Annotated in this window: 16 protein-coding genes; 7 read left to right on the top strand and 9 right to left on the bottom strand. The window is 44.5% G+C overall.

Annotated elements, in window-relative coordinates; genetic code table 11:
- Window positions 1-326: 326 nt before the first annotated feature.
- The gene (locus CXF58_RS13365; RefSeq protein WP_102077810.1) at window positions 327-1,958 is read left to right on the top strand and encodes an aminotransferase class I/II-fold pyridoxal phosphate-dependent enzyme; all 1,632 of its coding nucleotides are present in this window, start codon (window positions 327-329) and stop codon (window positions 1,956-1,958) included.
- A gap of 95 nt (window positions 1,959-2,053) precedes the next feature.
- On the opposite strand, the gene CXF58_RS13360 is transcribed toward CXF58_RS13365, so the two are convergent.
- Complete coding sequence (locus CXF58_RS13360; protein ID WP_102077809.1) at window positions 2,054-3,664, bottom strand: inorganic phosphate transporter; 1,611 nt, start codon at window positions 3,662-3,664, stop codon at window positions 2,054-2,056.
- A gap of 679 nt (window positions 3,665-4,343) precedes the next feature.
- Window positions 4,344-6,011 carry an ATPase gene (locus CXF58_RS13355; protein ID WP_102077808.1) on the bottom strand — a complete coding sequence of 556 codons (1,668 nt, stop codon included), beginning with the start codon at window positions 6,009-6,011 and terminating at the stop codon, window positions 4,344-4,346.
- 282 nt (window positions 6,012-6,293) lie between these two features.
- On the opposite strand from CXF58_RS13355, the gene CXF58_RS13350 reads away from it, so the two are divergent.
- The 5 genes from CXF58_RS13350 (at window position 6,294) to CXF58_RS13330 (ending at window position 12,527) form a co-directional block, all read left to right on the top strand.
- A complete protein-coding gene (locus CXF58_RS13350) occupies window positions 6,294-7,004 on the top strand; it encodes an FFLEELY motif protein (protein ID WP_102077807.1) in 711 nt (236 codons plus the stop codon).
- A gap of 412 nt (window positions 7,005-7,416) precedes the next feature.
- Window positions 7,417-8,265 carry a bifunctional demethylmenaquinone methyltransferase/2-methoxy-6-polyprenyl-1,4-benzoquinol methylase UbiE gene (gene ubiE / locus CXF58_RS13345; protein ID WP_369958262.1) on the top strand — a complete coding sequence of 283 codons (849 nt, stop codon included), beginning with the start codon at window positions 7,417-7,419 and terminating at the stop codon, window positions 8,263-8,265.
- A 200-nt stretch (window positions 8,266-8,465) separates the two neighbouring features.
- Entirely contained in the window at window positions 8,466-9,161 is a 696-nt protein-coding gene (locus CXF58_RS13340) for a ubiquinone biosynthesis accessory factor UbiJ (protein ID WP_102077850.1), read from the top strand.
- A gap of 90 nt (window positions 9,162-9,251) precedes the next feature.
- Window positions 9,252-10,910: an ABC1 kinase family protein gene (locus CXF58_RS13335; RefSeq protein WP_102077806.1), complete on the top strand. Its 1,659-nt coding sequence runs from the start codon at window positions 9,252-9,254 to the stop codon at window positions 10,908-10,910.
- 180 nt (window positions 10,911-11,090) lie between these two features.
- Window positions 11,091-12,527: an FAD-binding oxidoreductase gene (locus CXF58_RS13330; protein ID WP_102077805.1), complete on the top strand. Its 1,437-nt coding sequence runs from the start codon at window positions 11,091-11,093 to the stop codon at window positions 12,525-12,527.
- 222 nt (window positions 12,528-12,749) lie between these two features.
- On the opposite strand, the gene ruvB is transcribed toward CXF58_RS13330, so the two are convergent.
- The 5 genes from ruvB to CXF58_RS13300 all read right to left on the bottom strand — a co-directional run bounded on the left by ruvB (window position 12,750) and on the right by CXF58_RS13300 (window position 18,033).
- Window positions 12,750-13,730, bottom strand: a complete 981-nt coding sequence (gene ruvB / locus CXF58_RS13325; RefSeq protein WP_068404994.1) for a Holliday junction branch migration DNA helicase RuvB — start codon at window positions 13,728-13,730, stop codon at window positions 12,750-12,752.
- Window positions 13,731-13,927: 197 nt separating this feature from the next.
- The gene (gene ruvA, locus CXF58_RS13320) at window positions 13,928-14,548 is read right to left on the bottom strand and encodes a Holliday junction branch migration protein RuvA (RefSeq protein WP_068404947.1); all 621 of its coding nucleotides are present in this window, start codon (window positions 14,546-14,548) and stop codon (window positions 13,928-13,930) included.
- 104 nt (window positions 14,549-14,652) lie between these two features.
- Window positions 14,653-15,690 carry a class II fructose-bisphosphate aldolase gene (gene fba / locus CXF58_RS13315; RefSeq protein ID WP_068406687.1) on the bottom strand — a complete coding sequence of 346 codons (1,038 nt, stop codon included), beginning with the start codon at window positions 15,688-15,690 and terminating at the stop codon, window positions 14,653-14,655.
- Window positions 15,691-16,157: 467 nt separating this feature from the next.
- Window positions 16,158-16,544 carry a hypothetical protein gene (locus tag CXF58_RS13305; RefSeq protein ID WP_068406683.1) on the bottom strand — a complete coding sequence of 129 codons (387 nt, stop codon included), beginning with the start codon at window positions 16,542-16,544 and terminating at the stop codon, window positions 16,158-16,160.
- Window positions 16,545-16,830: 286 nt separating this feature from the next.
- Complete coding sequence (locus CXF58_RS13300; protein WP_102077803.1) at window positions 16,831-18,033, bottom strand: phosphoglycerate kinase; 1,203 nt, start codon at window positions 18,031-18,033, stop codon at window positions 16,831-16,833.
- 422 nt (window positions 18,034-18,455) lie between these two features.
- On the opposite strand from CXF58_RS13300, the gene CXF58_RS13295 reads away from it, so the two are divergent.
- Window positions 18,456-18,785: a TraR/DksA family transcriptional regulator gene (locus tag CXF58_RS13295; protein WP_068406677.1), complete on the top strand. Its 330-nt coding sequence runs from the start codon at window positions 18,456-18,458 to the stop codon at window positions 18,783-18,785.
- Between the two features lie 79 nt (window positions 18,786-18,864).
- Here the strand turns inward: CXF58_RS13295 and CXF58_RS13290 are convergent, their stop codons facing one another.
- Both CXF58_RS13290 and CXF58_RS13285 read right to left on the bottom strand, forming a co-directional pair.
- Window positions 18,865-19,533, bottom strand: a complete 669-nt coding sequence (locus tag CXF58_RS13290; RefSeq protein ID WP_068406675.1) for a thiamine phosphate synthase — start codon at window positions 19,531-19,533, stop codon at window positions 18,865-18,867.
- Between the two features lie 92 nt (window positions 19,534-19,625).
- On the bottom strand, window positions 19,626-20,720 hold the full coding sequence (locus CXF58_RS13285) for a serine hydrolase (protein ID WP_102077802.1): 1,095 nt from the start codon (window positions 20,718-20,720) through the stop codon (window positions 19,626-19,628).
- Window positions 20,721-21,094: the final 374 nt, after the last annotated feature.

Here is a 21,094-nt window from a genome sequence, read left to right as displayed (position 1 = left end):
TGCTGATTGTCTGACTATTCAAGGTAGTGATTATAAAAGTCCTCAATCTAGCAGTGTAAAGTTTCAGGTTTAAAGAAATAACATTAGAGATAGAGAAGTAAAATATAGCAAATTACGCTGCCGCCTAAATCAGTAAAGTTGTAATTTTATTAAACGCGCATTTGGCTCATTTTTTTATTGCTGAAAAATCACGATAGATTGCAAGTTATTCTTGCATTAAATATCAACTTTATAAAAATTCTGTCTTTAGGCTTGCATTAATAAAGTGTATGCAATAATATCTTGCATTAGGAATAGATTATCTTTAATAAAAGGCTCAAACAACAATGTCTGATAGCGAATTTTCCCAAACTTCTCAAAGTATGCAAGCCGAACGACTGGTACAGCTGCGCCGCGATAAAGGCATGACCGCCGAACAATTGGCGCAGGCGATGACGGCAGCAGGGGCCAAGGTGAGTCGCGGTGCGATTTCTAATTGGGAGCGCGGCACCAATGGTATCGTGTCATCGAAGCTGCCGACCCTAGCGCGTATCTTAGGCTGTAGCGAAGGCTATTTATTACGTAGCGATTTGCAAAACGACATGGATAGCGTTGCTAATTCAAATCAACCTATCAATTCTTATAATACAACCAATATTCATAATAAAAACGAAACCCCTGGGCAGCAAAGCGTAGCCCCTACTTCTACCGCAAATTTACAACCCAACCCGATAAGTGGTCACTCTATGAATCCAATTAAAAAATCCGATAAATTACAAAACGTTTGCTACGACATTCGTGGTCCGCTTTTGCAAACAGCCAATAAAATGGAAGCTGAAGGTAAGCGCATTTTAAAGCTAAATATTGGCAACCCTGCGCCGTTTGGCCTTGAAGCACCGCATGAGATTTTGCGCGATGTAGCGATGAACCTGCCAGAAGCGACAGGATACTCGGACTCGCAAGGGATTTTTGCGGCACGTAAAGCGGTCTTACAATATTATCAATCAAAAGGTCTGCTATCAGCTGTCGATGTGCGCGATGTATATTTGGGTAATGGTGTTTCTGAGCTGATTGTGATGACCATGCAAGCACTCATGAACGATGGCGATGAGGTGCTTGTGCCAATGCCCGACTACCCGCTTTGGACAGCCGCGGCCAACTTAGCAGGCGGTACAGCGGTACATTATCGCTGTAATGAAGACGACAATTGGCATCCTGATATCGAAGATATCAAGTCTAAAATTACGTCCAAAACCAAAGGCATTGTGGTGATCAACCCCAATAATCCAACGGGCGCGCTGTATAGTGATGAGGTGTTATTGCAAATTATCGAAGTCGCCAAAGAGCATGATTTAATCATCATGGCCGATGAGATTTATGACCGTATTCTTTATGATGACATGACGCATACGCCGATGAGCACCTTGACTGATGATGTACTGGTGCTGTCTTATAACGGCTTATCAAAGTCGCACCGCATCGCCGGTTTCCGTGCTGGTTGGATGATGGTGTCTGGTAAAAAAGACCACGCTGCCGACTTTATCGAGGGCTTAGATATGCTAGCGTCTATGCGTCTATGCTCAAACGTTCAAGGGCAATATGCCATTCAAACGGCAATGGGCGGCTATCAAAGTATGAAAGAGCTCACTTCAAAATCAGGACGGCTATCAAAGCAGCGCGAACTGGCCGTTTCACGTCTTAACGCAATAAAAGGCATTTCTTGTACCATGCCGCAAGGGGCGTTTTATTGCTTTCCAAAGATGAATCCTGAGGTTTATCCTATCAAAGACGATATGCAGTTTATGATGGATTTATTGATAGAAGAAAACGTTTTAATGGTACAAGGGACCGGCTTTAACTGGGATGCACCCGACCATTTCCGCTTGGTGTTTTTGCCCAATCTGCATGATTTAGAAGATGCGATGGACAGATTGGACCGCTTTTTTGCCAAAAAACGTAAGCAGTTTGGTACCGAGTAAACATTCAAACTTGTATAAAAAAACGCTTATCAGCAGCTGCCGATAAGCGTTTTTTATTTATTAATAGAAAACCATAATAAATAACGATAAAACTTTTATTTAAAAATATTACTTAATAACAGATAGCTGATAGCCGACATCGAAGCGGCCGCAGGCAGGGTAATTACCCATGCCAAACCGATAGGCTTCATCAGCGCCCAATTGGTATCACGATTGACGATGCCAATCCCCAATACCGCACCAACCAGCGTATGCGTACTCGATACGGGCAGACCCATGGTCGACGCGCCCATGACGACGGCAGCCGCAGCCAATTCCGCGGAAAAGCCTGAAGCTGGGTGCATTTTTGCTAGATTAGTACCAACGGTTTGAATAACTTCTTTACCGATAAACCAAAGACCAACGATGAGCGCCACACCAAAGGTCAACATCACCGCAGGCGGTACAGCCGCTTCAGTCGCTATACTATTGGTACGGATAACGTCCATAATCGCCGCAAAAGGACCGACAGCATTGGCGATATCGTTTGAGCCATGACTAAAGGCAAAGGCGGAAGCAGTAAAGACCTGCATCCAGCTAAACATAATAAACGTCGCTTTGGTCAAATCTTCTTTATGCTTGCCGCGGATACTTTTGGTATAAATAAAGGTCGCAAGCCACACCAGCGCCGCGATCATACCCATGATGAAAAAGCCTTGAATCGTCGTCATGTTACTGTTGACGTTTTTTAGGCCTTTGAACACCACCAAAGAGGTCATGACCGCGCCGCCTGCACCAGCGATGAGCGGTACCCACTGTTTGAGGGCTTTTAGGGTATCAAGGTTGCTACGTTCGTGCTCAATCTTATAAAGCTGTTTGTAATAATCGGTTTCTAAATCCTCGATGTCACAATCATCATCTTTATAGATTTCTTGATCGCGCAGCATCGCTGAGGTATACGCCAATTGCTCTGACTCGGTTAGACTTTCTAGATACTCTTTGTGGTTTTGCTTGACGGTTTTTTTATCGTCTTTTAGCGTCGCAATATGCGCTTCGGTTCTATCATTATATTCAATGATTTTTTTCTTAATTTGGCCGTATAACAGGTAAGAAAATACGCCGCCTAACACTGGTGAGATGACCCAAGAGATGGCAATTGTTCCAATCGTACCCCAATCGACGGTCGATAGTGCCATGTCGGTACCACCTAAAGAGATACCGAGTACAATAGAGCTACCAACGACGCCACCGATAATGGCATGCGTAGTCGAAACGGGCAAACCTTTTTTGGTGGCAAACAACAGCCAAAATGCCGCCGCGATAAGCGCTGAGAGCATGACATAAATAAACTGATTGGGCGAAACCGATAAACCATCTAAGTCAACGATGCCGCTGCGAATGGTATCGGTGACTTCACCGCCCGCCAGTACCGCGCCCGACACTTCAAATATCGCGGCGATACCCAAAGCTTGCGGAATCGTCAACGTCCCTGCTCCCACCGAAGTACCGAAGGAGTTGGCGACGTCATTACCGCCGATATTGAATGCCATAAACACACCAAAAGCCGTCGCTACGATAAATAGCGTCGTCTGCTGATGCATGGTGTAATCTAGACCCCACCATAAAAAGTAGGCGGTCATCGCAATCAGTAAAATGGCAAAAAATAGATTGATTCTCATAGAACCGACTGCTTTGGTTGGTCCTGTAGAACTGCTGCTAATACCCATACGTTGATACGTCCTGCGTAAGCTGATTGAAATTATAGGTGATTAATGACGTTGCGGCGCTAACGATGGCATTGTTTGCACCACCCAACATTATGATAGCGCGTCCGCAACGTGGTTTTGACTTACTATGTTGAATTTGTTTCTCGAAATACTGCTCTGAATGTACGAATTTGAAAATATGGTTATAAAAAATTGCTATCTACTGCGCTCTATATCGTCCTGATAGTTTTGCGTGCTTGTAAATATTCACGCGCAAGCTTGCCCACCTATCAGCGAAAAACCTAAGCCACAAAATGCCATAAAGCCGCAAGTAGTCTTGCCAAATCATCCGATTACAGCAGCTTGCGGCTTAGGTTTTATAGTGATAGCGTTGGTTATAAAAAATCTGTTGTTAATAATTAAAACATTTATAGGATAAATACCATCTCTGACTGTGCAGCTATTTTGTGAGCAGGCAGAAGTTATTACGCGCCTATTATATTAAATATAGACACAGATTGCATGATGATATTGCGAGATTTGTAACTTTGAATATATCACTCAAAAAAGCCGCCTATTTAGTAGAAAATTGTTGCTAATTTTTCCTAAGACTTCAAATAAGAAATAATACTAACCTTTAAACTCGTATAAAGCCTTTATCACTATTACTATTCAATACGAGCCATCACTTATCATCCATTTATTTAGTATCAGCAGTGATAGACAATGCCGCGGATAGCTGTTTAATAGCGTGGTCTAATACCTCTAGTCGCGCTTGACGCTTTTCATTAGTCGCGATGATTGCCCAAGGTGCATCCTTGGTATTGGTACGTGCCAACATATCAGCCGCCGATTGCACATAATCCACCCATTTATCACGATTACGCCAATCATCATCGGTCAGTTTAAACTGCTTATGCGGCGTCTCTTCACGCGCCTCAAAGCGTTTGAGCTGCTCCTCTTTATCAATAGCGAGCCAATATTTGATAACTATCGTGCCAGCGGCGACCAAATCTGCTTCAAAACGATTGATTTCAGCATAAGCCCGCTGCCATTCTGCGTCAGTCGCAAAGCCCTCGATACGTTCGACCAATACGCGTCCATACCACGTACGATCAAAGATGGCGATACGGCTGATACGATCGATTTGCTCATTGGGCAGCTTGGTCCAAAAACGCCATAAATAAGGATGCTGCAATTCATATAGCATCGGTGCGCCAATATTATAAATCTGATATTCGCGCGGATCGAGTGGCGCAACCAGCCTTTTGATCGCGCCGCCTTTGCCAGCGGCGTCCATCCCTTCAAAGGCAAAGACCACGTGCCGACCCTGACGCGCCCGTAGCAATTTGGCAAGGTGTGCTTGCTTATCGGCAAGCGCTTTATGATAGTCAGATTTATCTATCTCGGTATCGTCAACCTCTATCAAAATTTTAGGGATTGCTACAAGCTCGAATTTTGCTGCTTCTTTTATATTCTGACTTTCTGCTTTACCGCTTTCTGCTTTACTGCTTTCGAGCGCGGTTTGCATCGCTTGCAATACTTCATGACAAAAATGAGTGGCAGCCTCTGATTTATCATCACCATTGATAATAATCCAGTCATTCTGCTGGCGTAATAGCGCGGTTGCTACCTTATTAAAAGTATCGACGACCTGTTTACTTTTCCAATCGATTTGATATAAAAACTCTGGATCAGCTTCATCGTCATTTAGCCGCGCCTGCAAGGTTTCGATATCGACATGAAACCAGCATTTAAGCAGTTTGGTTTGGTTAGCAGCAAGATCTTGTTCAAAGGCTTGTAGTTTGGTGAGTTCTTGCTTTAAATAGTCTTGCCATTGGCCAATAGGCAAGGCGTTATTTTTCAGCGTCTTATTATTCTTATCTTCACTTTTTTTCACCTTATCGTCATCATCTAGGGTCGCCATGCGCATGACGTTATAGAGTAAGTCGGCATACCAGTTGCCAAAATACACCATCACATCGCCATGACGTGGCAGCGCTTTGGTATGCGCTTGCCAAATCGGCTGATGCTCTAAGGGACAATCTCCGATAGTCGCCTCAACCTTGAGTAAGCGCGGGTCAACCCATTGCCGCAGCTGGGTGACTGCGGTGCCCTTGCCCGCTTGCTCCATGCCGTTGACCAGCACCAAGAGCCCAGTTGGTTTATTGGTAGTCGGCGGTGTTTGCTGCCGCGTGGCGCGTAGGGCAAACTGAGCGGTGACTAACGCCAAGCGCAATGTATCTTTGTCCATAGCAAAGATATTTAACGGATTGGGCGTCAAACGCTGCTCGACGACTTGCTTACTAAACTGGTCACTTACCGCTTCTGGCGCTTGGCTTTCAGTCGATTTATTTTTTTTGCTCATGTCCATACTCGCTTTATTATTAGATAATTTTTATATAGGTCTTATTTATGGTTTTTATTAGCTGTCTTATTTATATAGTGAATCATAGCATTGCGTAAAACCAGTAAATAACCCTGCTATGTAACAGTTTGGCATTTGTATTCTGTGGTATTTTCTTTTAAGGTGAACAAAATCTTGCGCGCATGCTTTAATAGCTGCCCACAAAGATAAGAATTTAGTATTATCTCAACCCTTTTATTAGCAATTTTATTGCCATTTTTACTTTTTATAGGATTACTTGCCATGTCTGCGTTAGCCAATTTACAACAGCACTTAAACCGTTTTTGGGCGCTGCCACACCATAAAGATGCTGCCTTAAATACCAAGCTCAAAGAAGTGCAAGCATGGCAACAAGCACGTATTAAGCGCACCCATAGCGCGCTGTTTGAACAACCAAAAAACAAACCGATGGCAGAGTATTTTTTAACCCAGCTATATGGTGGTGATGAATTTAAAGTATTGGCAGAGCAGTTAGATCGTATTCTTCCCAAAGCCAAAAAATTAGAGCGCCTTGCTAAAGAAGGTTCTTTAGAAGCGGGCAGCATGGGCATTCAAGCGTCTATCTTGGCAATTGAGCTGGATTTACATTTGGCCGAGTGGTTGGTTGCGCAAGATTTAGCAGTCAATGAAGAGAATATGCTTGCCGCTTACCGCGCAGTCGATGAGGCCAATGAGCGCCGCATGCAGATTAACAATCTAAAAGAGGTCTGCTACCGTACCGATAAAGATTTGAATTCATTTATGCTCAAAAAAGCCTTTGGTCTCGCAAAAGGAACGGCTTATCGCCATAACTTCCAGCCGCTTTACGACTTTATCGATTCAGGCTTTAAAGCGATGAAACCGCTAAAAAGTGTCAGCAGCTTTATTGAACCGTTTTGTGAGCGCGAGCTTGAGATTATTGACGAAGTTCATGACACCAATAATGGCGGTAAGCCAGCAGCGTTTGGTGTATGATAGGGTCAATAATGCCCGTGGCTAACTGACCGCTATAGTGCTTAAATAGGGTTTAAACCGTATGCAATCGGTGTTTAAACCCTATGCAAATAACGCTTAAATACGCCATCATAAAAACAAATAATAGGATAATCGTATGACTGATAACTCAAATAACAACCTTAGCCAAGCCGATCAATCCCATACTGATAACCCTACTTCTCATGGTCATCTGCAAGATAAATTGGTTAAAGATAGTATTGCTCATAATCAAAGCATCACCGCGCAAGTAAAAGCGCGTCAAAACCAAAGCGCTAGTACGACGCTGAATGCCAATGCTGCAGCCGATAGCAGCAATAATAATGACTTTACCCAAGTGCACGACTTACCAACCGGAACCCCACAAGGTCAACAAACGACTATGCCAAACACCATAAATAACAGCGTCAATCCTACTGCTACGCACGCACAAACGGCCAAGCAAACGCTATTTAACCAACGTGATGACATCAATAACCCGCATACGCCTGATACCGATGGTAATGAGCAAACGCATTTTGGCTATAAAACGGTCAATAAAGCAGAAAAACAAGCGCGCGTTGCCGATGTTTTTACCTCAGTTGCCAAAAAATACGACATTATGAATGACTTAATGTCGTTTGGTATTCATCGCCTGTGGAAACGTTATGCGATTAGCTTATCGGGTGTACGCGCCGGTCAGCAGGTGCTCGACATCGCTGGCGGTACGGGTGATTTGGCCAAAGTATTTAGCCGTGAAGTCGGTCGCAACGGCCATGTGGTATTATCAGATATCAATGCGGCGATGCTAGAAGTTGGCCGCGAACGCCTCATCAATGCCGGCTGTAATAACGTTGATTTCGTCTTAGCAAACGCTGAAACTTTGGCGCCTTTTGATGATGAAAGCTTTGATTTGGTGACTATCAGCTTTGGTCTGCGTAACGTTACAGACAAAGATGCGGCGCTAAAATCTATGTATCGCGTCCTCAAGCCAGGCGGTCGTTTATTGATTTTAGAATTCTCAAAACCTGTGTTTGAGCCATTATCAAAAGCTTATGATTTGTATTCATTTACGGCGTTGCCGATTATGGGTAAGTTGGTTGCTAATGACTCTGAGAGCTATCAATACTTGGCAGAATCAATTCGTATGCACCCCGATCAGCAAACGCTTAAACAAATGATGCAGCAAGCAGGCTTTGAAAATTGTGATTATCATAACTTGACCGCTGGTATCGTTGCGGTGCATCGCGGTTTTAAAGCCTAGTTTTAAAAAATCATAGTTTTAAAAAAGCACAGGTTTAGAAAAGAATAGCTGTAGAGCTTAGTTTTGACAGCTGCTTAGATAACCAAGCTTTTTATCATGTAAAAACGTCTGTCATTGAACAGGCGTTTACATCGTCATAACAGCCAATATTGAAATATGCGCCACGCTTATGGCGCTCAACCAAACATTGTGAGAGCCTTATGCTGACTGTTTTACTTTTGGCAGGTGCCGAAAAGCTGATTAATATCGCCATTGCCAGCGATGAGATTACTAAAGCTGGGCTAGCGCCGCTTGCGGGCAAAGTGCTGCGTCTCAATATGGGCATGCCTGAGATTAATATAGACGTTCTATTTACCGAAGAGCGTTTGCGCTTTGAGCCGGTCATGACAGAGAGCGTGTTTGAACCAAGCGGCAGTATGAATGAGCGCCAACAGGCCAGCCTAGAGCGTTCGCGACTTGGCCATAGTCGACCAGATTGCACCATTACCGTTGATAATCCAGCGCAGCTGCTGAACCTGATGCGCGGCACAGAAGGCAACTTACCGATTGCAGGGGATTACAAAGTGCTGATGCAACTTAAGCAGCTGGTTGCAGGATTTGACCCTGATGTCGCCGGCCAGCTTGAGCCGTTTATTGGAAAACCGATGGCCAGCCAACTGCATTTGCTTATCTCGCAGCTAAAAGGTAGTTGGCGTCATAATGCTAAGCGCGCCTTTAACGATGTCAGCGACTGGGCCAATGACGTAGCGGGTAATGTTACTCCTGATCCGATGGAAGCCGCCGAAGTTAATGACCTAAAGCAGCAGTTATTAAAACTGCGTGCGGATATCGAACGTGAAGAAGCCAAGCTTGCCGCTATCAAAGATGAGCAAGCACGTTTAAGCAATCATAGATAATCATAAATAGAGTCTATGACGACCTAAACGCTAACTATGCGCCATCATAGACTCTGCCCTATTTTCGACTTTTTAGAGTAACCCTATCTCATGCTACTATCCCATCGCGCTCGCTTACTTGAACTTTGGCGTATTGCCGCCGCTTATCGCATTGATACCCATTTGTCTGTCGAAGAAGCGCCGCAGCTGCAACCGTTAGCGCGTTTAATCCGTTTACATCCAGCAGCTTGGGGTAAAAAACATCAGCCTAATGCCATCAAATATGCGCTTGAGGACATGGGGACATTATTTTTAAAACTGGGACAACTGCTATCGACGCGCCGCGATTTGGTGCCGCCTGAGATTATCGAGCAATTGGTGCAGCTACAAGACAAGGTCAAGCCTTTTGACTCTGATGTTGCCATTGTCCAAATCCAAGACCCAAAACATGGTTTGGGTCAATCTATCGCTACGCTATTTGCACGCTTTGACGTTAAGCCGTTAGCAGCAGCCTCTATCGCTCAAGTACATACGGCCGCTTTGCACGATGGCCGTGAGGTAGTGGTTAAGGTCGTTCGCCCTGATATTCGCACCACTATCGTGGCAGACTTTGAGCTACTGCGTGAGCTTGCTAATTGGGCATCAGCGCGTATCGAAGCGGCGCGCGCGATTCACATTGTTGATATTGTCGAAGATTATCGCCAAGTGATGCTTAATGAATTGGATTTGACCTTAGAGGCAGACAATACCACCCATATGCGCAACAACTTTTTAGGTTCAGCACTGATGTATGTGCCTGAAGTTTATGACGCTGCTAAAAATGTCATGATTATGGAACGTATCCAAGGCGTTCCTATCTCGCAAGTTGAGGTGTTTGATAAGCTTGGTTATGACCGTGCGACACTGGCAGAAAAAGGCTTAACGATTTTTTTCACCCAAGTATTCCGCGATAACTTTTTTCATGCCGATATGCATCCGGGTAATGTCTTTGTAGAAACGCCGCCAGTTAAAACGCTCACTGCAAATATGACAGCGGTTGACTTAGGGCATGAGCCACGCTATATCGGGCTTGATTGCGCCATCATGGGTACGCTGTCAAAAGACGACCAACTTATCGTCGCGCGCATGCTGTTGGCGGTGATGAATAATAACTTTACGGCGATGGTTGATATCGTCAGCCGTGCTGGGTGGATACCGCCCAATACCGATAAGCATGCGCTCATGCGTGATATGAAACGCACTGTCGGTCCGATGCTGCAAAAATCCATTAACGATATCGACTTTGCTGGCGTCTTGATGCAAATTTTAGATATCGCCCGTCGCCATCATATGAGTATCCCGCCGCAATTGATGCTACTGCTGAAAACCTTGGTGCATGTTGAGGGCCTTGGTCGCGATTTATATCCTGAGCTGGATATTTGGTCACTTGCGAAGCCCATTTTAAGCGGCTGGATTAAAGAGCAGCTAGACCCGATGCGTAACTTGCAACACTTACGGCAGCAGTTGCCAGAGATTTTATTATCAACGACGGATATTCCTAAGCTGCTAGATCAGGGTTTACAAAGCCTTGCCTCACAAGGGTCGCGCCAAGACAGTCAGCTACGAGAAATCCAACAAATACGCGCTGATATGCTCAATGACCGTCGCCGTGATTGGCTAGCGCTATCAGGTTTTGCGGTATTTATTGCCATCGCCACGCAAGTCGGTTGGTTTGCGCCTATTTTTTACCTATTGGCTATCATCGTCGTTATTTGGCGGGTTTTAGCTTAGACTATTAATTTTTAACGAAAAAATATCCGTTAATTACTATCAAAATATCTCACTTGAATAAGCTCTAATGCATTTTAATTGTCGTTAAAGGGCAATTAAAATGCATTAGAGCTTAACTTTTTATCTTATTTAGCATGTCGTTTAACCAGTAAATATACGTCTTATATGGAGAATTTACCTATGTCGACCATATCATCTACATCACCTTCCAAGTCTCATGATTTAATCAAAAAGGATCATAGTGACGCGATTGCCGCTTTGCAAACACGCTTTGGCAAACAACTTAGCACCAATATCACCGTACGTGAACAGCATGGACATACCATGACCTGGCTTGCTAACCAGCCACCCGACGCGGTATTGACCGTGCAGGATAAACACGAAGTCGCTGCAGCGGTTGAGATTTGCAATCAGTATGAGATGCCAGTCATTGCCTTTGGTATTGGCTCATCTTTAGAGGGTCAATTGAACGCGCCCTATGGCGGTTTATGTATCGATATGCATGCCATGGATGCGATATTGCAGGTTAATAATGAAGACCTGACCGTTACCGTACAACCTGGGGTCACGCGCGAGCAGCTCAATCATTATTTACGCGATACTGGCTTGTTTTTTCCGATAGACCCCGGTGCCAATGCCAGTATCGGCGGCATGGTCGCGACCCGTGCTTCAGGCACCAATGCCGTCCGTTATGGCACCATGAAAGATGTGGTACTTGCCCTTGAAGTGGTGACCGCGAGCGGAGATATTGTGCGCACAGGTACTCGCGCCAAAAAATCTGCCGCTGGTTATGATTTGACACGCTTAATGATAGGCTCTGAGGGGACACTTGGCATTGTCACCGAGATTACTCTTAAACTATTTGGTATTAGCGAGTGTATTGGTAGTGGTATTTGTCATTTCCCAACGGTTGAGGATGCTTGTCAGGCGGTGATGTTGACTATTCAAATGTGCTTGCCAATTGCCCGTATCGAGCTGCTTGACGCGATGCAAATCAAAGCTTGTAACCAATATGCCAATTTGAATTTAACAGAAACGCCTACGCTATTTGTAGAATTCCATGGCACAGAAGCCAGCGTCGCCGAGCAAGCGCAAATCTTTACCGATATCATCGAAGAGTTCGGCGGTACAGATTTTGCTTGGGATACCAACGAAGCCGAGCGTAAACGTCTGTGGCAAGCGCGCCATAACGCCTATCACGCCAGCTCTGCCCTACGACCTGAAGCCAGCGCTCTATCGACTGATGCCTGCGTGCCCATTTCACGCTTAGCAGAATGCGTCAGCGCTACGGCAAAAGATATCGAAGCGTCAGGCATGATTGGACCTATCGTCGGTCACGTCGGCGATGGTAATTTTCATGTTCTTTTATTGGTCGATACCAACAACCCTGAAGAAGTCGCTACCGCTGACGGTATTATCAGCCGCCTTGCCTCGCGTGCGATTGAGATGGATGGTACTTGTACCGGTGAGCACGGTATTGGACAAGGTAAGCAAAAATATATGCAGCAAGAGCATGGTAATGCCTTATTGCTGATGCAAGCGATTAAATCTGCCCTTGACCCTAAAAACATTTTAAATCCAGGGAAGATATGGCCTGAAGCTTTACCTAAAGCTTAATTTTAAAAAACTGCAGTACGAAAAAGCGTTTACCTTTAATTGTGCGATTAAAGGTAAACGCTTTTATAGTTTTAATATGGTTCATTTATTTTGAAATAAATGCGTGGCTGCAGGTATGAGTTTTTCAAAGCCTCTGGAATGCAAAGCACACAGCAAGCGAGGAAAATTGTTACCTGCACAATGCTATTAAAGACACGTTTCGTGCGTTTCGAACTGACTATCCTACAACATCTGGTCAATCGCCATTTGCGTCAATACCCGACCACGCGCCGTACGCAGCACATAACCTTGCTGTATTAAATATGGCTCAATCACATCTTCAAGCGTACCGCGATCTTCGGCCATCGCTGCTGCTATCGCTTCAACGCCAGCTGGCCCCCCATCAAAACGCTCGTGTAATATTTCGATATAACGTCTATCTAAATGATCAAGCCCGCGTCTATCAACGGCGAGCATATCAAGCGCACTACCCGCTATCGCGCCATTGATACTACCATCGCCTCTGACTTGCGCATAATCACGCACACGGCGTAATAGCCGATTGGCAATCCTTGGCGTTCCGCGCGAACGGCGCGCAATCTCTACTGCGCCATCTTCGCTCATCGGCACCCGCATCAAACGCGCCGCACGGCTAACAATCGTTGTCAAATCAGCAATATTATAAAATTCTAAGCGCTGCACGATGCCAAAACGATCTCGCAGTGGCGAGGTCAGTAGTCCTGCGCGCGTAGTTGCTGCCACCAAAGTAAAAGGCGGTAAATCAAGCTTGATAGAGCGAGCAGCTGGTCCTTCACCAATCATAATATCGAGCTGAAAATCTTCCATTGCTGGATAAAGAATTTCTTCGATGACCGGACTTAGACGATGAATCTCATCGATAAAGAGCACATCGCCCGCTTCTAAATTGGTCAGCATGGCGGCCAAATCCCCTGCACGCTCAAGTACAGGCCCTGAGGTAGAACGCAGATTGCCACCCATTTCACGAGCGATGATATTAGCAAGTGTGGTTTTACCAAGCCCCGGCGGACCAAAAATCAAGGTATGATCTAATGCCTCGTCGCGACCGCGTGCCGCGCCAATAAACACTTCCATTTGCTCACGCACCACCGGCTGACCGATATATTCAGCCAATAATGCCGGTCGAATGTTAGAGTCAGGCGCATCACCTGCCCCTTCTAACGGATTAATCAAACGATCTTGCATCATAGGTTTTATCATTTTATTAAAATCATTATTTTTAAAGGACTAAATCATAAACAGCATAACCAAACGCTGCGCATAAGTCATGCAAAACATCATAAAGCAGGTAGTCAATAAAACACAGCCTAAAACTAAAATAAGCGACAATGAATGTCGCTTATCTGTTTAAAATTTAACATAATTACTTATAGTTTAAATGATTAAAAGCCAGAGAGCTGTTGCAAAGTGGCTTTTAACAAGCTCTGCGTATCGGCAAAGGTATCACCATTACTTTTCGCTGCTTTAATCGCTTGCTGCGCTTCTCGTTCTTTATAGCCCAAGCTAATCAACGCGCCCTCGACCTCAGCGATGATACTGCCTTCAGCAGACATAGGCGCAGGCTGAAGCGCAAATTCTAAACTGCTATTATCCACTTCGATATTTTTCAGCTTATCTTTTAACTCAATCAATAAACGCTGTGCAGTCTTTTTACCGATACCGGGAATACGCGTTAATGCCGTCTCAGACTCTTGCTCGACGTGCATTTTTAGCTCAGCCGCCGACATCGCAGACAGCATCGCCAGCGCCATTTTTGCCCCAACGCCATTGATTTTAATCAATTGGCGAAAAACATCACGCTCTTTACGATCGATAAAACCAAAAAGCAGCTGCGCATCTTCACGCACGTGAAAATGCGTCCAAATGCTCGCCTGCTCATTAAGACGCAACTGACAAAATGACGGCAGCGGCAGCTCTATATCGTAGCCTACGCCAGAGGCAGTCATGACACAGGCAGTCGGCGCCATCAAATATTGCACCTGCCCCGTAATCAATCCAATCATTAATCCACCACCTTTTATAAGATTTAATATAAAAACTGCTTATAGCGTTTGCGCTAAAAATAAGCGGCTGTTATGGCTCAATGAGCATGCTTTTTTGGCCACACTTATTTATAAAAATCGACCATACCTTCAAGGCTGATTGGACGAATTTTATGCGCCTGACCCGCTGAACCAAAGGCTTGAAAACGATTGGTACAGATATCTGACATCGCAACCATAGAGGCTTTGAAATATTTACGTGGATCAAATTCGCTAGGGTTTTCTGCCAAGAATTTACGGATAGCGCCCGTTGATGCCAAACGTAAATCGGTATCGATATTGACTTTGCGGACGCCGTGCTTAATCGCTTCAACGATTTGTTCAACCGGCACACCATAGGTTTCACCGATATCACCGCCGTTTTCATTAATAACTTTTAGCCATTCTTGCGGTACTGACGACGAACCATGCATCACCAAGTGAGTATGCGGGATACGCGCATGAATCTCTTTGACGCGCTCAATCGATAAGATATCGCCTGTCGGTGGACGAGTAAATTTATACGCGCCATGACTGGTACCAATGGCAATGGCTAATGCATCGACATTAGTATCTTTAACAAACTGCTCGGCTTCATCAGCACTGGTCAATAGTTGCTCGTGATCCAATACACCTTCTGCACCTGAGCCATCCTCTTCACCTGCCATGCCGGTCTCAAGGCTACCTAAGCAACCAATTTCACCTTCGACAGAAACGCCGCACGCGTGGGCCATTTTCACCACTTCGCGGGTCACGCTGGCATTATAATCATAGTCCATAGGCGTTTTTCCATCTTCACCGAGCGAGCCATCCATCATTACTGATGAAAAACCAAGTTGAATTGAGCGCTGGCAAATAGCAGGTGACATGCCATGGTCTTGATGCATCACCACCGGAATATGCGGCCATTCTTCAATCGCAGCAATAATCAGATGACGTAAAAACGCAGACCCTGCATAACTACGCGCGCCCGCACTGGCTTGCACGATGACAGGTGAATCACAAGCGTCGGCCGCCATCATGATGGCACGCATCTGCTCTAAGTTATTGACGTTAAAGGCCGGGACACCATAGCTGTGCTCAGCGGCATGATCCAAAAGTTGACGTAAAGATATTAAGGCCATAAAACGCTCTCTGATTAGATTTTAAAATAAATACTTGTAACGATTTGGTGATTACAAGTGTTCTATCCTCGCTGCAAGGTAGGTAAATCGACAAGCAGCACTATAGAACAGTTGGGAAAATGCAGGATTTTTACTAGCAATTATCACGCGCAGATTATAGCAAATTTTGCCCACGCTTCGTAGCGGTTGAGCGACTATTTATTAGGCTCACATTATTAGGCTCGATTAAGCTTACGGTTTTATTGAGCATACCGATTGTATCGAGGTTACAGCTTTGGTTTAATTGATGAATGATGCTATTGCATACTTTACTTTTAACAATGCATAAAACGCAAAAAGCCTTGGTCATCACCAAAGCTTTTTAGTATTTCGAGGCTTATAAGACCGCTATTTATTATAGCGCTATGCATGCAAGTCAATTATTAAAATCAAATAACTTGAATGAATCATAACTGCTTAGCAATCAATTAGTACTGTTGTTCTGCTTCTACTGCGTTTTCACTGGCTTTCTCTTCAACAGCAGAGGCACCATCAGCAACCACGCCAGCAGTAGCGGAAACGGCTTCATTTGCGCCAACTACAACTGCTTCACCAGTATTTTCTATCGCGTCAGTCGCAGCAGCCCCAGCTGTCTCAGCACCATCAGCAACTTCGGTGCCAGCGTTTTGGGCAGCAACTTCAGCGTCAGCAGCAGCGGCTTCTGTTTCAGCAGCGGCAACTTCTGTGTTAGCAGCAGCGTCGTCACCAGCAGACTCAGCAGCAGCTTCCGTTTTATCTTGTGTTTCTTGGCTACATGCAGTAATTGCAAAGGTACCAGCAAGGACACTAGCAAGTAACAAATGACGTTTTAACATAATAAACCTCTCGTAAATAAAGCATGCCAAATACATGATTTTCGCTATTTTATAGAGTACAAATTGGGCATGCAATCATAATTTTCAGTATGGAAACAAATAATTACTACTTAATAATAAGCTGTGACCTTTCACGCTCACTTTTATCCTGCAGCTCTCATACAGACAGGCCAAACAACAATAAAACCAACACGGTGGTCACTTTATTATTTTTATAGCCTACCCCAGATGCTCATAATAAGTTGTACGTCTAATGTTACTTAATTGGTAAATGACGATAAAACGATTACTCGCTGATTTGTAAAGCAGCGACTGCTGGCAACACTTTACCTTCTACAAATTCCAAGAACGCGCCGCCGCCCGTTGACATATAGCTAACCCCATCAGCCACTTGATATTTATCAATTGCCGCTAACGTGTCACCGCCGCCCGCAATCGAGTACCCTTGGCTGTCTTTAACCGCGTTTGCCACGATTTGCGTACCTTGACCAAAAGCATCGACTTCAAATACGCCGACCGGACCATTCCATAAAATGGTTTTTGCCTTAATAATAGCAGCCGCTAATTGCTCGGCGCTCTCTGGCGCGATGTCTAAAATCATTTCGTTCTCGCCGATGGCATCTACTGACTTAATAGTAGCGGTAGCTTTCTGTAACGAGCCGGTAAAGTCCGCAAAATCAATCTCATTTTTATCGGCCACGACCACATACTCTGGCAATAAAATCTCAGTCTTACTCATAATGTCACGAGCGGTATCGACCAGTTCCGCCTCATATAATGATGCCCCAACGCTATGACCTTGCGCTGCCAAAAAAGTATTGGCAATACCGCCGCCAACGATAATTTGCGAGCAGACTTCAGCTAAGCTATGCAGTACTTCAAGCTTGGTCGAGACTTTTGAGCCACCAACGATTGCCAGCATCGGTTGGGCTGGCGTTTCAAGCGCAATACTTAAGGCATCAAGCTCAGCGGCCAATAAAGGTCCAGCGCAAGCGACTTTGCCCGCTTGATGCATGGCTTGAGTTACGCCTTCGGTTGACGCTTGCGCGCGGTGCGCCGTGCCAAAAGCGTCCATGACAAACACATCGCACAAATCCGCATATTTTTGCGCCAACGCTGCGTCGTTTTTCTTCTCGCCGTTATTAAAGCGCACGTTTTCTAGCAGCACGACTTCGCCTGCCTTGATTGCCACGCCTTGAGTTAGATAGTCTTTATTCAAGCTGACTGGCGCAGCTAGCTTATCGCTTAAATAGTCAGCAACTGGTGCAAGCGAATAGATGGCCTCAGGACTGCCTTCTGTCGGACGACCAAGGTGTGAGCAAACAATCACCGCCGCGCCCTTTTCTAACGCCATTTTGATGGTAGGCAAACTGGCTTGCAGGCGCGCATCGCTTGCGACTTTGCCATCTTTGATAGGCACATTTAAGTCTTCACGAATCAATACCACTTTATCCGCTAAGCTCAGCTCACTCATACGCAAAAAATTCATTACCTGCTCCTATGCATCATCTATGGTTAATCTACAATATGGCTGTTTGCTAACTGCAAAACGTTTTCACGAAATAGTCATTTTAAGACGTATATTATGGGTCATTCTCGCACTTGGTGTTATAGAACTGTCCAAGCAAGAATTTCAGCGGTGTATTCTAGCAGTTTTTAGTCTTCTCTTATAAAGAACTGCGATAAATTTTGCGCTATAGATTATCAATCCATATAACTGCCAAATTTCAATAGTAATCACATGTACTAAAAACAGTAACATTTCGTGGTGGTACTTTATCGTTAGGCTGTCTATGATAAAAGAGTGTTTGTGATAAGCACCGCTCATTATAAGAAAGCGGCTTATTATAAAACCTATGATGATAATGAATAATAAACCTAACAATGAAAACAATTTCTCAGGAGAAAATTATGAGTATTGATATTGAAACTGCCAAACAAGACCTGCTAAACCTAAAGGAAGAATATGAAACTCGCATTGATAAAATCGAAGACCATATTCAAAACCCGCAAGACGACCTCAATGAACATTGGGAAGATCAGGCCATCTCATACCGTCAAAACGACATGCGCGCAAGCTTGATGGATGAAGCGCGTCAAAGCCTTATCTACGTCGAAAACGCGCTAAGCCGTATTGAAAACGGTACCTACGGTGAATGTGAAGTGTGCGGCAAACAAATTGAAGAGCAACGCTTGAAAGCGCTGCCATATGCCACGTTGTGTATGGAACATGCAGAATAATTTTTAATGGCTATTTCAAATAATGTTACTTGAAATAAATGTTAGCTTTAAAGATTAAAGAATTGATATAACTTTCTAATCAAGCAGGCGTTTGCCATCTGCTAAGCGCCTGCTGCCATTGCTGACAACGCGCGGCAATTTTCTCTACAGGCAAATCCATAATATCGCCAACGACCGCCACATAGGTAATTGGCAAACCCGAAAGCTCGGTTATATTTTCCGCCGTCAATCCCCCTATCACGCATATATCGATCCCCTGTTGACAACCTTCAATGAGCTGCTGGCGAGATATCACATTGGCATTAGGTTTGGTGTTTGAGGCAAAAACAGCGCCCATCGCCGCATAGCTTGCGCCATCTTCTTTTGCTTGTTTGATCAGCGCTACATCGCCGTGACAAGTTCGTCCGATAATTTCACTTGGTGCTAGGACAGTTTTGGCGTTATTTATCTCACCATCTTGTTGACCTAAATGTACCCCGATACCAAGTTTTTTGGCAAGTGCAGTGTCATCGTTCATCACAATATCGACATTATAGGCTCTAGCTAAGCTGACCACCTGCCGCGCTTCCTCATAGAGTTTTGCTTTGCCATTTGCTGATTGTAAGGTTTTTTTACGGCGAATTTGCAATAATGCTACCAGCCCTGTTGCTAATGCTGCTTCCAATTTTGCATATAACAGCGCGAATTCATCATCATTGGTAAGTAAGTATAATCTGGGCGCGGGCGCCATAGCCGATGCTTGGAACATATCATTTTTCCTCAAACAAGCTCAAATTTGACCCAATAAAAAGGCCGTTATATTACATAACAGCCTTGCACATCAATATTAAAATAGCACGCTTATACGGTACGGCGAGTCGCCAAACTGTTTAAGATATTTTTAGCATCACCCCAACGTGTCGCTGAACTGTTTGCGCCCAAAATCACGATAATCGCTGGACGATTATTGACGCGGGTTTCCATCACCACGCAGCGCCCTGCTTCATTGATAAAGCCAGTTTTTGAGATACCGATTGGATAGCTACCATCACGCACTAAGCTGCTGGTATTGTTAGCTTTATAGGTACGGTTGCCGCTTGAGTAGTTAGAGACATAAAAGTCATAGCTTTTGGTGGTCGAAAAACGACGAATGACATCGTAGTTACCAGCTGCACGTACCATTTTAACGAGATCATTTGATGAAGCGACATTACGCTTATCAAGACCCGTTGGGTCACCGAAGAAAGCGGTGGTCATGCCCAAATCTTGTGCTTTACGGTTCATAGCGCGCATAAAGGCACTATAACCACCTGGATAGTTACGCGCTAGGCTTTTTGCAGCTGGGTTTTCTGATTTCATCAATGCCATAAGTAGCATCTCAGCACGGTTCAAACGGTCACCTGACTTAAGGTTTGAGCTGGCGCGTTTTGGACCGACGAAATCTTCTGGATCAAGGGTAATCTCTTCACGCATGTCAAGACCGGCGTCTAGCACCACCATCGCTGTCATAATTTTGGTAATACTTGCCATCGGACGGGCAATATCAGCAGCTTTTTCGTAGATAGATTCGCCGGTTTCAGCATCGATAACCGCAACACTGCGCGAATCGGTACTGATTGGAATCATACTACCGCTGTTAAAACCGCCACGATAAGCGGTGTTATAGCTGTTGGTATTGTTAAAGTTATTATTATTGGTACTTCCAAAACTGTGTGCATTAGTAATATTGGTGGCGCCGTAACCATTGTCTACTTTTTTAATCGCCGAGCTATTACTGCTGTTGTACATGATTTTACGTGCTTCAGATAAGCTGTCGGCACCGCCCCAGCTCACACGAGCACTAGACTCAGAGTTAGAACTACCATTAATGGTAAGTGCCGCTTGCGCAACACTGCCCAAACTCAATGAAATCAGAGCAGCGATTAATTGCTGTTTGGTTAATGGTAGTTGCTTCATTATGCCTCCTGCAGCCGCGCTGCCATTAGTTAGATAATCGGTTACATACTAACTAATATCAACAACGTACGTAGCGTTTGTGGTTGTGTTTGTAGATACTCGCATAGAGTTTTTGTATTTTTAGTGTATCATGGTTTGCATTTAAGTTTAATCTACTAAATCAATTAGATGTCGTTTTTTGACCACATTCAAATTTTACTACATTTACTTTATATTACAGCAATATTAATTAACAATGGCGCAATATAGCATTACATTTAAGCTTATAAGGGCACAATTGCAAGGTTCATATAAAAGTATGCTGCTTAATATAAGGGAGTTTGTGAGTTTACATATTTTAGTCAATAAATTTATAGCAGCTGACATTTATAATA

Origin of the sequence: Psychrobacter sp. Sarcosine-02u-2 (assembly GCF_002836335.1) — a bacterium.
In the GTDB taxonomy this organism is placed as follows: domain Bacteria; phylum Pseudomonadota; class Gammaproteobacteria; order Pseudomonadales; family Moraxellaceae; genus Psychrobacter; species Psychrobacter faecalis.
The sequence above is the reverse complement of the archived record's forward strand: the minus strand, read 5'-3'. Positions and strand labels throughout refer to the sequence as shown.